This window comes from Cellulosimicrobium cellulans, from assembly GCF_001722485.1.
GTDB lineage: Bacteria > Actinomycetota > Actinomycetes > Actinomycetales > Cellulomonadaceae > Cellulosimicrobium > Cellulosimicrobium cellulans_A.
Map to the genome: position 1 here is coordinate 1 of NZ_LWGL01000095.1, position 12,799 is coordinate 12,799.

Consider the following 12,799-nt stretch of genomic DNA (forward strand, 5'->3'; position numbering starts at 1 on the left):
GGACGCGTCGACCTCCGCGGCGCCCGTCGCGGTGTGGACGAGCCACGCGCCGTCGAGGTCGCCGGTCCGGTAGTCGCGCGGCACCCACGTCAGGTCGCGCGCCGCGACGAGCTCGGCGAGGTCCTCGCACACGGACGGCGCGACGAGCCGCACGCGCGCGCCCGCCTCCAGGAGGCCGCGGGTGCGGCGCGCGGCGACCGGGCCGCCGCCGACGACGACCGTCAGCCGGCCGGCGACGCGCAGGCCGAGCGGGTACGTCTCGTGAGCGGGGGACTCGGGCACGGGACCTCAGATCGCGTAGGAGCCGGGGCGCTCGCCGGGCCGGCGCGCCGCGGCGAGCGCGTCGCCGACCATGCCTGCGGCGAGGGTACCGCCGTCCTGGGCGTCGATCAGGAGGAACGCCCCGGTCCGGCGCGCGACGACGTACTCCTCGGCCGCGACCGGCGAGGCGAGGCGCAGCGTGACGCGGCCGATGTCGTTGAGCTCGAGCCGTTCGGCGGGCTCGAGCTCGGCCGCGTCGAGGTCGAGGCGCCCGACGACGTCCCGCACCACCGCCTGCACGGTGCGGGTCGTGTGCTTGAGCAGCACGCGCGAGCCCGGCAGCAGCGGGCGGTCGCCGAGCCACGCGACGGTGCCCTCGACGTCCTGCGTCACCTGCGGCGCGTCGGCGGCCGCGGCGACGAGGTCGCCGCGCGCGACGTCGACGTCGTCGGCGAGGCGGAGCGTCACGGACTGCGGCGCGAAGGCCTCGGTGAGCTCCACACCGCTCGCGAGGGAGTCCGCGGTGTCGATGCCGGCGACGGTCGTGCGCCGACCCGACGGCAGGACGACGACCTCGTCCCCGACGCGCACGACGCCCGACGCGACCTGTCCCGCGTACCCCCGGTAGTCGCGGAAGCGGTCCGTGTCGCCCGTGGTCGACAGCCCCGCCTGCGGGCGGATGACGACCTGGACCGGGAAGCGGAAGGACTCGGCGTCCGGGTCGTCGCCCGTCGGCAGCTCCTCGAGGAGCTCGAGCAGGCTCGGCCCCGCGTACCAGGGGGTGCGGTCGCTGCGGTCCACGACGTTGTCCCCGACGAGCGCGGACACCGGGATCGTGTGCACGTCGGCCACGCCGAGGGACGCCGCGGCCGCACGGATGTCGGCGGCCAGCTCGTCGTACCGGGGCTGCGAGTAGTCGACGAGGTCGATCTTGTTCACCGCGACGACCACGTGCGGCACGCGCAGGAGGCTCGCGACGGCGAGGTGGCGCCGCGTCTGCTCGAGCAGGCCCTTGCGGGCGTCGATGAGCAGCACCACGACGTCGGCCGTCGAGGCGCCCGTCACCGTGTTGCGCGTGTACTGCACGTGCCCGGGGCAGTCGGCGAGCACGAACGACCGGCGTGCGGTGGCGAAGTAGCGGTACGCGACGTCGATCGTGATGCCCTGCTCGCGCTCCGCGCGCAGGCCGTCGGTGAGCAGCGCGAGATCCGCGCTCTCCAGGCCGCGGTCGCGCGAGACGCGCTCGACGGCGTCGAGCTGGTCGGCGAGGACGGACTTCGAGTCGTACAGCAGGCGGCCGACGAGCGTGGACTTGCCGTCGTCGACCGAGCCCGCGGTCGCGAGGCGCAGGAGCGTGCCGCGGCGGTCGTCGTCCAGCGCGACCGGCGTGATGCTCGTCGTCGTGCCCGCCGTCGTGCCGGCAGCGGTGCCGCTCGTGGTGCCGGACACCTGGTCCGTTGTGGGCGTGCCCATCAGAAGTACCCCTCCTTCTTGCGGTCCTCCATGGCGGCCTCGGAGAGGCGGTCGTCGGCGCGGGTCGCGCCGCGCTCGGTGATGCGGGTCAGTCCGACTTCCTCGATCACCTCGGCCGTCGTCCTCGCGTCCGAGCGGACGGCACCCGTGCAGGACATGTCCCCGACCGTGCGGTACCGCACGGTCTCGGTGCGCACGGACGTGGCCTCGGCGTCGGTGCGCGGCGCGGAGTACGGCCCGACGGCGAGCAGCATCCCGTCGCGGTCGAACACCTCGCGCTCGTGCGCGTAGTACAGCTCGGGCAGCGCGATGCGCTCGCGGGCGATGTAGCGCCACACGTCGAGCTCGGTCCAGTTGGACAGCGGGAAGACGCGCACGTGCTCGCCCGGCCGGTGGCGCCCGTTGTACAGGTTCCACAGCTCGGGGCGCTGGTTGCGCGGGTCCCACTGGCCGAACTCGTCGCGCAGGGAGAACACGCGCTCCTTGGCGCGCGCCTTCTCCTCGTCGCGGCGGCCGCCGCCGAACACCGCGTCGAACCGGTGGCCGGAGATGGCGTCGAGCAGCGGCTGCGTCTGCAGCGGGTTGCGCGTGCCGTCGGCGCGCTCGCGCAGGCGGCCGTCGTCGAGGTAGTCCTGCACGCGCGCGACCTCGAGGCGCAGACGCAGGCGCTCCGCGGTCGCGTCGCGGTACGCGAGCACCTCGGGGAAGTTGTGCCCGGTGTCCACGTGCAGGACGGGGAACGGCACCGGGCCGGGCGCGAACGCCTTGACCGCGAGGTGCAGCATCACCACGGAGTCCTTGCCGCCGCTGAACAGCAGCACGGGCCGCTCGAACTCCGCCACCACCTCGCGGATGATGTGGATGCCCTCGCTCTCCAGCGCCTCCAGCTGGGAGAGCCGGCGGGCACCGGGCAGCGCCTCCCCGGGGAGCCCGGTGCCCTTGGGGTCGGTCGTCAGGTCGATGGTCGTCATGCCCGTCCTCATCCGTGGAGTCCGCACTCTGTCTTGTCCAGGCCCGCCCAGCGGCCGGCCCTCGGGTCCTCGCCCGGCGCGACGCGCCGGGTGCACGGGAGGCACCCGATGGACGGGTAGCCGTCGTTCAGCAGGGGGTTGAGGACCACCTGGTGCTGCGCGGCGTAGGCGAGCAGGTCGTCGAACGACCAGGCCGCGAGCGGGTTGATCTTCACGAGCCCGTTCTTCTCGTCGAACGTCACGAGCGGCGTGCCCGTGCGCGTGGGCGCCTCGTCGCGGCGCACGCCCGTGACCCACACCTCGTAGCCCGCGAGGGTGCGGTGCAACGGCTCGACCTTGCGCATCCGGCAGCACAGCCCGGGGTCGCGCGCGAACAGGTCCTTGCCGTGCGCGGCGTCCTGCTCGGCGACGGTGAGCTCGGGGTGGACGTCGACGACCGTCACGTCCATCTGCTGCTCGACGGCGTCGCGCGTGCCGACGGTCTCGGCGAAGTGGTAGCCCGTGTCGAGGAACAGCACGTCGACCCAGGGGATCTGCGCCGCGACGACGTGGGGCAGCACGGCGTCGGCCATGGAGCACGCGACCGCGACGGAGGTGCCGAACTCGCGCGCGGCCCAGGCGATCACCTCCTCGGCGGTCGCCTCGGGCCGGCCCGACGGGTCGCCGTCGTACCCGGGTGTGCCCACGCCGTGCAGCAGCGCGGCGCCGCGACGGGCGACCTCGCGCAGCTCGTCGGCCGACCGCTTCACACGGCCCTGCTCCGCCTGGCGCGCCCGCTCGGCGTGGTGCGCCGCCTTCGACGCCTCGCGCTCGGCGGCGCGCGCACGGGCGGCGTCGCGCAGCGCGGCGAGCGGGTCCTGCGCCGTCGTCCCGCTCATCGGAGCTCCTCCTCGTCGGCCCGGTGCGCCCACTGGGCGAACGTCTCGTCGGTCTCCTTCGCGGACTCGTACCGGCGCACCACGCGCTCGACGTAGTCGGGCAGCTCGGACGCCGTGACCTTGAGACCGCGCACGGTGCGGCCCATGCCGGCGGTCTCGCGGTCGTCCGAGGCCAGCCCGCCGCCCAGGTGCACCTGGAAGCCCGGGACCTGCGCGCCGTCGTCGTCCATCACGAGCTGGCCCTTGAGCCCGATGTCCGCGGTCTGGATGCGCGCGCACGAGTTGGGGCAGCCGTTGACGTGCAGCGACAGCGGCTTCATCCCGGACAGGTCGCCGAGACGCTTCTCCAGCTCGTCGATCGTCGCGGTCGCCGTGTCCTTCGTGTCGACGATCGCGAGCTTGCAGTACTCGATGCCCGTGCACGCGATGGTGCTGCGGCGGAACGGGCTCGGGTTCGCGTCGAGCCCGTTGGCCTTGAGCGTCGACACGACGTGCTCCACGTGCTCGTCGGGGACGTCGAGCACGAGCAGCTTCTGGTGCGGCGTGAGCCGCACCCGGTGTGACCCGACCGACTCGGCGAGGTCGGCGACGGCTCCGAGGATCGTGCCGGAGACGCGTCCGACGTACGGTGCGGCGCCGACGTAGTTGAGCCCGTCCTTCTGCTTGTGCACGCCCACGTGGTCGCCGGGGACCGGCGGCTTCGGCGCGGGCGGGCCGTCGGGGAGCCGGTAGCCGAGGTACTCGGTCTCGAGCACCTCGCGGAACCTCTCCGGCCCCCAGTCGGCGAGCAGGAACTTCAGGCGCGCCTTGTTGCGCAGCCGGCGGTAGCCGTAGTCGCGGAAGATCTGCACGACGCCGTGCCACACGTCGGGCACCTGTTCCTCGGTGCAGAACGCGCCGAGACGCTCGCCGAGCCGCGGGTTCGCCGACAGGCCGCCGCCGACCCACACGTCGAAGCCGACGCCCAGCTCGGGGTGGCGGTGCGCGACGAACGCGACGTCGTTGATCTCGTGCACGACGTCCTGGCTCGGGTGCCCGGTGAGCGCCGTCTTGAACTTGCGCGGCAGGTTCGCGAGCTCGGGGACGCCGATGTAGCGGCGCGTGATCTCGGCGATCGCCGCGCTCGGGTCGATGAGCTCGTCGGCCGCGATGCCCGCGACGGGGCTGCCGAGCACGACGCGCGGCACGTCGCCGCAGGCCTCCGTGGTCTGCAGGCCCACTGCCTCGAGACGCCGCCAGATCTCCGGCACGCTCTCGACCTCGACCCAGTGCAGCTGGATGTTCTGCCGGTCCGTGATGTCGGCCGAGTCGCGCCCGAACTCCTGCGAGATGCCGGCGATCACGCGCAGCTGCTCGGTCGTCAGTGCACCGCCGTCGATGCGCACGCGCAGCATGAAGTAGCGGTCCTCGAGCTCGTGCGGCTCGAGCGTCGCCGTCTTGCCGCCGTCGATCCCGGGCTTGCGCTGCGTGTACAGCCCCCACCAGCGGAAGCGGCCGTGCAGGTCGTCGCCGGGGATGGAGTCGAAGCCGTCGCGCGCGTAGACCGTCTCGATGCGCTCGCGGACGGACAGCCCGCCGTCCTCCTGCTTCCACTTCTCGTTGGCGTTGAGCGGCTCGGTGCCGTCGACCTTCCACTGCCCGTTCGGCCTGGCAGGGCGGGCAGGACGAGCCGGGCGCTCGCCGGCGTTGCGTGCCGGGCGGGCGGGCGGTGTCGCTGCGGGGTCGGGCGCAGTCGGGGCCTGCGTCATCGGGGTACCTCGGTGTCCTCGTCGGTGCGGGGACGCGCGCGGACGAGCGCTCAGCGAGGGTGCGAGAGGGCTGAGGACCGACGGCGCGCGCCGGGTCTCAGGAAGGGAGCGAGCGGTGCTCGCACTGAGTCAGGCGCGGTTCAGCGACAACAGCTGAGACACGTGTGCGCGCACGCTGGCATCCCGTGACGCGGGGCCACGAGGAGGGTGCGGGCTGCCGTGGTCATGCCGAGCACCGTACACGGCGGTCTCGCAAGCCGGAAGCCGGCGTCCGCATCCCGGACCACCGTCTCACCGGGTCGTCGACCGGACGCGACGAGGCCCGGCCGTCGTGCGCGACGGCCGGGCCTCGGTCTGCTGGTGCGGCGGTCAGGCCGCGCCCGCCTCCGGGTAGTCCGTGTACCCCTCGGCGCCGTCGGCGTAGAACGTGGCCGCGTCCGGCGCGTTCTCGCCGAGGTCCCGCGCCCAGCGCGCGACCAGGTCGGGGTTGGCGATCGCGGCGCGGCCGACGGCGACCACGTCGACGACGCCCTCCTCGACCAGACCGACGGCCTCGTCGCGGGTCGTGTGCACCGCGAAGCCGGAGTTGCCGATCAGCGGCGCGCCGACGCGGCGGCGGACGCCCTGGACGAGCTCCCCGCGCAGGTCGCGGTGCAGCACGTCGACGAACGCGAGCCCGAGCGGTGCCAGACCGTCCGCGAGGGCTGCGTAGGTCGCGGCGGTGACCTCGGGGTCGGTCTCGACCGCGCCCTGGATGTCGTGCTGGGGGGACAGCCGGATGCCGGTCCGGTCGGCGCCGATCTCGGCGGCGACGGCGGACACGACCTCGATCGCGAAGCGGGCGCGGCCCTCGGGGGTCGCGCCGTAGGCGTCCGTACGCAGGTTGCTGGCGGGGGAGAGGAACTGGTGGATCAGGTAGCCGTTGGCGCCGTGCACCTCGACGGCGTCGAGACCGGCGTCGACCGCGCGGCGGGCAGCGGCCGCGAAGCCGCGGACGACCTCGGCGATCTCGGCGGCCTCGAGCGCGTGCGGGACGGGGTGGTCGGTCTTGCCGGACGGCGTGCGGATCTCGCCCGGCGCGGGCACGGCGCTGGCGGAGACGACCCGCGCGCCGGTGATGTCGGGGTGCGCGATGCGGCCGCCGTGCATGATCTGCATGGCGATGCACCCGCCGGCGGCGTGCACGGCGTCGGCGACGCGCGCCCAGCCGGCGGCCTGCTCGTCGGTCTCGATGCCGGGCTGGCCGGTCCAGGTGCGGCCCTCGAGCACGGGGTAGGTGCCCTCGGTGAGGATGAGGCCCATGCCGGCCCGCTGGCGGTAGTGCTCGACGAGCAGGTCACCGGGGACGCCGGCCTGGCCGGCGCGGAGCCGGGTGAGCGGGGCCATCACGACGCGGTTGGCGAGCCGGAGGCCGCCGAGGGCGGTGGGGTCGAAGATCTTCACGCAGTTCTCAGCGCCGGGTGCTCCCCGCGCATTTCGTGACGCGCGCCACGAGCGCGAGGAGTGCGGCAGCGACCAGGAGCGTCAGGCGGACCACGGTCAGGACGACGTCGCCGAGTCCGCCCGCCGCTCCGACACCCCGTGCGTCCACGAGGACCGCGACGGCGACGACGGCGACGAGTGCCGCCGCGGCCAGGAGGTCGTGCCGACCCCCGCGTCCGAGGAGCCATGCCGCGACCGACGTCAGCAGGGCGGTCGACGCGGCAGAGGCCGCGGAGAACAGGGCGTCGCCAAGGACGCCCGTCGAGTCCACCACGGCAGGGACCGTGAGGACGACGAGCTGCCCGACGAGCGCCACGACGAGGGCAGCCGTCGTCCACGACCGGAGCCGCCCGTCGTCCGGCGGGGCGGAGGCGACCCGGAAGCCGGTGGCGAGGGTCGCGCACGCCAGGGCGAGCGCGACCCAGCCCGCGAGATGGGTGGCCGTGGGAGGCGTACGACCATCGAGCGCCACCCACACGCACAGGGCGACGTGGACGCCGACCACGACGGAGGCGGCCTTGAGCACCGGCGTGCTCCGCATGGCGGCGGCGCCTGCGCACAGCGCCAGCACCGCCGGGATCCCCGGGCCGACCGTGGACCATGCCCAGGCGGGGTTCCAGCCGTCGCGCACCACGGCCGACAGCGGGTCTCGCCCGACCCACAGGTACGGCACGAGCACCCAGGAGCTCACGACGAGGCACACGAGCGCGGCCGCCCGCGTCCCGGTACGGCGAGGACGGGCGTCACGACTCATCCGACGAGCGTCGCAGGGACCGCGGGCCGCTCGACACCCTCGTCGCCGGCCGTTCACCGAGGGTTGTCCCCTCGTTCCCGTCCCCGGTTCGCGACGGTACGTGCCCGGTGGTCGCCGGCACGCCCCGAGCGGGTCCTACGCGTCCGGGTCGAGCAGCGCCAGGTCCTGTTCGACCGACGGCGGCAGCGTCGACCGGCGGCGCAGGGCCGACCACGCCTGGCGTGCCGTCGGCAGGGCCCGCCACCGCCCGGTGCGCCACGCCGCGGTCGCCCGCGTGCGCACCACGGGCCACGGCCGCAGCAGCAACGCCGTCGCGACGGCCGAGCGTGCGACGGCCGCCGCGCGGGCCGCGGGCGCGTGGCGGGACGGCGACGGGTGGTGGTGCACCACGACGTCGTCGAGGTAGACGATCGCCTGTTCCCGTGCGGCGAGGCGCAGCGCGAGCGGCTCCTCCTCGCCGGGGAACCGGACGGCGGGGTCGAACCCGCCGACGGCGAGCACGGCGTCGCGGCGCACGAGCGCCGCGCACGCCATGAAGCCGAGGATGCGCGGGCCGGGCAGACCGGTCGCGTCGAGGGGGGAGTGACGCAGCTCGGGGACGATCGGGTCCTCGCGCTCCTCGGGGCCGACGAGCACGCGCGCGACGACGACGGCGACCGACGGGTTCGCCTCCAGCACGTCGGCCGCGCGGCGCAGCGCTCCCGGCGCCCACCACGAGTCGTCGTCGGCGAAGGCGACGAACGGCGTCGTGGCACGCTCGATCCCCACCGTGCGGGCGAGGGACCCGATGTTCTGCGGGAGACGGACGACGTCGGCGTCCGGGCGCATGTCGGCCACCGCGCCGGGGCTGCCGTCCGTCGAGCCGTTGTCCACGTAGACGACGCGCGCGCGGTGCCGCGGGAGGGACGCGCGCAGGTCCTCCCGGCGGTCCTTGCTCATGACGACGACGGTGACGCGCTCGTCCTCGACGACGGGCGTGCCCGCGTCGGTCGTCTGCTCGGCGGTCATCGGCCGTACCGCCGGGCGGCCGAGGCACGCTGCGGGGCTTCGAGGGCGCGGAACCGCGCCTCGACGACCGGCGGCAGCGGTCGTCGTTCGCGCAGCACCCAGGGCAGGCCGCGGACCGCGTCGAGCACGCCGAGCCACGCCTCGCGCGTGGGCGGCAGGCTGCGCAGCACGGTCCAGGACCGGCGCGCGACGGCGTCCCCGCGCCGTCGCAGCCAGGTGAACCAGAGCGTGTTGCGGACGCCGTCGCGCGCGCGGCGCGAGCGGTCGCGCGTGGGCGAGGCGGCGTGGTGGACGGTGAGCTCCTCGAGGTAGCACAGCTCCCAGCCGGCCGCGGCGAGGTCCGCGGCGAGGAGCTCCTCCTCGCCCCCGAGCCACAGCCGCGGGGAGAACCCGCCGGCCTCCTGGAACGCCTCGATCCGCAGGACGGACGCGCCGGCGAGGAAGCTGCCGAGCGCCGGGCCGGGCAGGGGGACCGTCGCCCGGACGGGGGAGTCGCGCAGCTCCGCGACGACGGGGTCCTCGGTGCCGGCCGGCTCGACGACGATCCGCGCGGTCACCACGGCGAGCCGCGGGTTCTCGTCGAGCGCGTCGGCCGCGGTGCGCAGCGAGCCGGGGTCCCACCACGTGTCGTCGTCGCAGAACGCCACGTACCGCGCCTCGCCGCGGGCGACGACGCGCTCGACCCCGACGTTGCGGCCCACGGCGCCGAGGTTGGCCGCGGCCCGGACGAGCTCGACGTCGGGGTGCTGCGCGCGCACCGCGGCGGCCGTCCCGTCGGTCGACGCGTTGTCCACGACGACGACGTGCGGCCGCTCCGGGAGTTCCTCGAGCCGCCGCAGCGTCCGTAGGAGCTCGTCGCGCCGGTCGTGGGTGATGACGACGACCGCCGTCCGCCGGTCGGGGGCCGCGGTGTCGGCGGGGGCGTCGAGCGAGCGCGTCGCTGCGCTGCTCGTCGGGGCGCGGTGCTCGGCGTCGTCGGACTCGGGTGAGGGCGCGGGGGAGCGGTGCGTCGGGACGGCCATGTCCCCGTTCTAGGCGGGCCTCCGGCCGCTCGCAATCGCCCGCGGGATGGGGGCGATCTCACGTTCGTCCGCCTTTCGTGACGCATCTGTCAGCAAATAGGGTGCGGCCATGGAGTTCCTCTACAACGTCTTCGTCGCGCTGCACTTCGTCGGCTGGGCCATCGTGCTCGGCGGCTACCTCGCCTCGCTCCGGTCGCCGGGCCTGTACAAGGGCGTCTTCCACGGCGCGCTCACGGCGCTCGTCGCGGGCGTCGCCATGGTCGGGATCGGCGAGGCCTCCGTCTGGGGCGACGGCGGCCCCGACATGGCCAAGATCGGCGTCAAGCTCGCCGTCGCGCTGGTCATCGCCGTCCTCGCGTTCGTCGCGAAGCGCCAGGGCGACCGGGCGTCCGACGGCGCGGTCGGGCCCGGCCTCAAGCACGCGATCGGCGGGCTGACGCTGGTGAACATCCTCGTCGCCGTCTTCTGGAACTGACCTGACCGCGCCCGGCGACGGATCTCCGTCGCCGGGCGTCGTCGTCCCGCAGCCACGGTGCCAGGGCAGAGGCGAGACCGTTGACACGCACCTATGTGCATGGTCCACTAGTCGCATGGTCCTCAGATATCTCGTGCTCGGCCTTCTCACCGTCCGGCCGATGACCGGCTACGACCTCAAGCGCGCGTTCGACTCGTCCGTGCGCCACTTCTGGGCCGCGGACCGCTCGCAGCTCTACCGCACGCTGGCCGGCCTCGTGGACGCCGGGCTCGCGGAGGTCGAGGTCGTGCCGCAGGAGAGCTACCCCGACCGCAAGGTGCACCGCATCACCCCGGCCGGGCGCGAGGCGCTGCGTGACTGGCTCCGCTCGCCGCTCGAGCCGGAGGACTCGCGCGAGCCGTTCCTCGGCCGCCTCTTCTTCGCCGACCAGCTCGACGCCGACGGCGTCGCCGCGCTCCTCGCCGACCGTCGCGCGCAGGCCGAGGAGGCGATCGCCGCGCTGACCGCCGAGGAGGCGAGGGTCGCAGCGGTGACGGGGGAGGACGGGGACGACCCGTCCGGCGTGCGCGGCTCGCAGGGCCTCGCGCTGCGGCTCGCCACCCTGCGCAACGGCCTCGCCCACGCTCGTGCCGAGCTCGCGTGGCTCGACGAGACCGAGCGGGAGGTGCTCCGGTGACGCCGCCGACCGCCGTCGGGCACCACCCGGCGCGACGGCCGGGTGCACCGGGCACGGAGCGGGCGTCCGTCGTGCTGCTCCACGGGGGGAACGTCGCCTCGTGGATGTGGGAGCCGCAGGTCGAGCTGCTCGACGACCTCGACCTGTGGACGCCCGACCTCCCCGGCTTCGGGGCGCGGGCGGCGGAGGAGTGGGTCTCGCTCGACGCCGCGGCCGACGACGTGGCCGCGACCGTCTCCGCACTCCCCGCCGGACGGACGGTGCACCTCGTCGGCCTGTCGTTCGGCGCCATCCTGGCCCTGCGCGTCGCCGCCCGGCACCCGGGGCTCGTGACCTCGGTCGTCGCGTCCGGCGCCGTCCTCGACGGGGTCCGCGGCCTCGCAGGAGCGTTCGGCAGGGCGCAGCTGCGGGTGTGGGACCGGCCCTGGTACTGGCACGGACAGGCGCGCGCGATGGGCATCCCGGCCGACACGCGGGACCTCTTCGTGCGCACGGGTCTCGCGATCCGCCGCGAGACAGAGGCACGCGTCCTGGAGGAAATCTACGGCGGATGCTGGCCCGACGGGCTCGAGTCCTCCGGCGCTCGCGTCCTGGCGGTCGCGGGGTCGCGCGACCTGCGCGCGGCCCGGGACGCGCTGACCACGGTCGCACGCCGGGTGCCGGACGCCGTCGTGCGGCTCGCCCCGGGGATGCACCACCAGTGGAGCGCGGAGGACCCCGAGCTGTTCAGCGCGATGGTCCGCTCGTGGGCGGTCGACGGCGTCGCGCACCCCGCGCTCGTGCCGCTCGGCGGCCGCTGAGCGCGCGCGGGCGCCGCTCATGCGAGAGTGGCGCCCGTGAGCGTGGGTGGAGAGGTCCTGGTCGCCCTGGCGATCCTCGTCGGTCTCGTGGGGATCGTCGTGCAGGTCCTGCCGGGGAACGTGCTCGTGCTGGGCGCCGTCCTCGTGTGGGCGATCGTCACGGGCGGGACGGCGGCGTGGGTGTGCTTCGCCCTCGCGGCGGTGTTCGTCGTCGCCGCCGAGGTCGCGCAGTACGTCCTCGCCGGGCGGCACATGCGCCGCGCCGAGGTCCCGTGGTCGACTCTCGTCTGGGGCGGTGTCGCCGGCGTGGTCAGCTTCTTCGTGATCCCCGTCGTCGGGCTGTTCGTCGGGTTCGTGCTCGCCGTCTTCCTCGCCGAGCTGGTCCGGCGCCGTGACCGGCGCGCGGCGTGGCGCGCGACCGTCGCCGCGATGCAGGCCACCGGCATCACGATCCTCGTCCAGCTCCTCGGCGGTCTGCTCGCCGCCGCGACGTGGCTCGTCGGCGCGTTCGTCGTGTGAGACGGCGCCGGTCGACGAGCCGCGTCGCGCGTGCCGGCCGGTGGTCAGCCGCCGGGCTCCATGACGTAGAGCGCGTTCCCGTCGACGTCGCGCAGCGAGAACATCGGCGGCACGCCTTCCCAGCGCAGCAGCTCGTCGACGTCCGCGCCCGCGGCCACGAGCGCCTCGTGGTCGGCGGCCGCGTCGGACGTGAGGAGCCGGATCCCCGTGTCGACGCCCGTCGGCCGCCCGTCGGCCCGGACGAGGGCGAGCGACGTCGTCGCGCCCGGCGGGGCGACCTCGATCCACCGGAACCCCTCCTGCAGCTCGCCGTCCATGCGGACCTCGAGGCTCAGCGTGCCGGTGTAGAACGCGAGCGCGCGGTCCTGGTCCGTGACGGGGACCGCGACGGTGTGCACGCCGGTCAGGTGCGTGGTGGCCATGGCGAACCTCTCCTCCCGCCGCGCGGTCGCGCGGCACCCGGCATGGTGACGTCGCCCACGACCGGAACTCATCGCCCGTCGTGACGACGTCGCGGCGGGCGCCGGTGGCCCGTCGTGTGGGCCGGGGCGCCTAGGCTGGGAGGGCCATGACATCGCTCTTCGAGAACCTCCCGCTGCCCGGCCTCGACACGCTGTTCGACGGCCCGCGCGTCGACCACGGCGGCGAGTCGCGCCTGCCGCGCACCGCCCCGCGCTGGACCGACGACGTCGGGGTGCCCGACGCCGCGGGCTCGCCCGCGCGGGCCGCCGG

The 12,799-nt window shown here is 75.0% G+C and carries 14 protein-coding genes; 4 read left to right on the plus strand and 10 right to left on the minus strand.

What is annotated here, in order from left to right:
- From JZ5iCDA_RS11210 to JZ5iCDA_RS11250, 9 genes are all read right to left on the minus strand, one after another.
- Positions 1-282, minus strand: a 282-nt coding sequence (locus tag JZ5iCDA_RS11210; RefSeq protein WP_290438811.1) for a precorrin-2 dehydrogenase/sirohydrochlorin ferrochelatase family protein, incomplete at its 3' end; no start/stop codon positions are given.
- Positions 283-288: 6 nt separating this feature from the next.
- Complete coding sequence (locus JZ5iCDA_RS11215; protein ID WP_083259915.1) at positions 289-1,734, minus strand: sulfate adenylyltransferase subunit 1; 1,446 nt, start codon at positions 1,732-1,734, stop codon at positions 289-291.
- Positions 1,734-2,705, minus strand: coding sequence for a sulfate adenylyltransferase subunit CysD (cysD, locus tag JZ5iCDA_RS11220; RefSeq protein WP_083259916.1), 972 nt, complete (start codon positions 2,703-2,705; stop codon positions 1,734-1,736). The genes JZ5iCDA_RS11215 and cysD overlap by 1 nt, the downstream gene beginning before the upstream one ends.
- An 8-nt stretch (positions 2,706-2,713) precedes the next feature.
- Complete coding sequence (locus tag JZ5iCDA_RS11225) at positions 2,714-3,583, minus strand: phosphoadenylyl-sulfate reductase (protein WP_069387254.1); 870 nt, start codon at positions 3,581-3,583, stop codon at positions 2,714-2,716.
- The gene (locus tag JZ5iCDA_RS11230) at positions 3,580-5,331 is read right to left on the minus strand and encodes a nitrite/sulfite reductase (protein ID WP_069387255.1); all 1,752 of its coding nucleotides are present in this window, start codon (positions 5,329-5,331) and stop codon (positions 3,580-3,582) included. Before JZ5iCDA_RS11230 ends, JZ5iCDA_RS11225 begins: the two co-directional genes overlap by 4 nt.
- A 369-nt stretch (positions 5,332-5,700) precedes the next feature.
- Positions 5,701-6,774: an alkene reductase gene (locus JZ5iCDA_RS11235; protein WP_069387256.1), complete on the minus strand. Its 1,074-nt coding sequence runs from the start codon at positions 6,772-6,774 to the stop codon at positions 5,701-5,703.
- 7 nt (positions 6,775-6,781) lie between these two features.
- Positions 6,782-7,567 (minus strand): hypothetical protein, encoded by a 786-nt coding sequence (locus JZ5iCDA_RS11240; RefSeq protein ID WP_139123074.1) that lies wholly within the window; start codon positions 7,565-7,567, stop codon positions 6,782-6,784.
- 135 nt (positions 7,568-7,702) lie between these two features.
- The gene (locus JZ5iCDA_RS11245) at positions 7,703-8,575 is read right to left on the minus strand and encodes a glycosyltransferase family 2 protein (protein WP_069387258.1); all 873 of its coding nucleotides are present in this window, start codon (positions 8,573-8,575) and stop codon (positions 7,703-7,705) included.
- Positions 8,572-9,597, minus strand: a complete 1,026-nt coding sequence (locus tag JZ5iCDA_RS11250; protein ID WP_083259917.1) for a glycosyltransferase family 2 protein — start codon at positions 9,595-9,597, stop codon at positions 8,572-8,574. The genes JZ5iCDA_RS11245 and JZ5iCDA_RS11250 overlap by 4 nt, the downstream gene beginning before the upstream one ends.
- A 109-nt stretch (positions 9,598-9,706) precedes the next feature.
- Between JZ5iCDA_RS11250 and JZ5iCDA_RS11255 the strand changes: the two genes are divergently transcribed.
- From JZ5iCDA_RS11255 to JZ5iCDA_RS11270, 4 genes are all read left to right on the plus strand, one after another.
- On the plus strand, positions 9,707-10,072 hold the full coding sequence (locus JZ5iCDA_RS11255) for a hypothetical protein (RefSeq protein WP_069387259.1): 366 nt from the start codon (positions 9,707-9,709) through the stop codon (positions 10,070-10,072).
- 115 nt (positions 10,073-10,187) lie between these two features.
- Entirely contained in the window at positions 10,188-10,748 is a 561-nt protein-coding gene (locus JZ5iCDA_RS11260) for a PadR family transcriptional regulator (RefSeq protein ID WP_069387260.1), read from the plus strand.
- A complete protein-coding gene (locus tag JZ5iCDA_RS11265) occupies positions 10,745-11,548 on the plus strand; it encodes an alpha/beta fold hydrolase (RefSeq protein ID WP_171905361.1) in 804 nt (267 codons plus the stop codon). The genes JZ5iCDA_RS11260 and JZ5iCDA_RS11265 overlap by 4 nt, the downstream gene beginning before the upstream one ends.
- 36 nt (positions 11,549-11,584) lie before the next feature.
- Positions 11,585-12,067, plus strand: a complete 483-nt coding sequence (locus JZ5iCDA_RS11270; RefSeq protein ID WP_069387261.1) for a DUF456 domain-containing protein — start codon at positions 11,585-11,587, stop codon at positions 12,065-12,067.
- Between the two features lie 44 nt (positions 12,068-12,111).
- On the opposite strand, the gene JZ5iCDA_RS11275 is transcribed toward JZ5iCDA_RS11270, so the two are convergent.
- Complete coding sequence (locus tag JZ5iCDA_RS11275; protein WP_069387262.1) at positions 12,112-12,489, minus strand: VOC family protein; 378 nt, start codon at positions 12,487-12,489, stop codon at positions 12,112-12,114.
- Positions 12,490-12,799 lie beyond the last annotated feature (310 nt).

Coding starts and splice junctions, on each gene's coding strand:
- JZ5iCDA_RS11215 (WP_083259915.1), bottom strand. CDS start 1,734: ATGGGCACGCCCACAACGGACCAGGTGTCCGGCACCACGAGCGGCACC.
- cysD (WP_083259916.1), bottom strand. CDS start 2,705: ATGACGACCATCGACCTGACGACCGACCCCAAGGGCACCGGGCTCCCC.
- JZ5iCDA_RS11225 (WP_069387254.1), bottom strand. CDS start 3,583: ATGAGCGGGACGACGGCGCAGGACCCGCTCGCCGCGCTGCGCGACGCC.
- JZ5iCDA_RS11230 (WP_069387255.1), bottom strand. CDS start 5,331: ATGACGCAGGCCCCGACTGCGCCCGACCCCGCAGCGACACCGCCCGCC.
- JZ5iCDA_RS11240 (WP_139123074.1), bottom strand. CDS start 7,567: ATGAGTCGTGACGCCCGTCCTCGCCGTACCGGGACGCGGGCGGCCGCG.
- JZ5iCDA_RS11245 (WP_069387258.1), bottom strand. CDS start 8,575: ATGACCGCCGAGCAGACGACCGACGCGGGCACGCCCGTCGTCGAGGAC.
- JZ5iCDA_RS11250 (WP_083259917.1), bottom strand. CDS start 9,597: ATGGCCGTCCCGACGCACCGCTCCCCCGCGCCCTCACCCGAGTCCGAC.
- JZ5iCDA_RS11255 (WP_069387259.1), top strand. CDS start 9,707: ATGGAGTTCCTCTACAACGTCTTCGTCGCGCTGCACTTCGTCGGCTGG.
- JZ5iCDA_RS11260 (WP_069387260.1), top strand. CDS start 10,188: ATGGTCCTCAGATATCTCGTGCTCGGCCTTCTCACCGTCCGGCCGATG.
- JZ5iCDA_RS11275 (WP_069387262.1), bottom strand. CDS start 12,489: ATGGCCACCACGCACCTGACCGGCGTGCACACCGTCGCGGTCCCCGTC.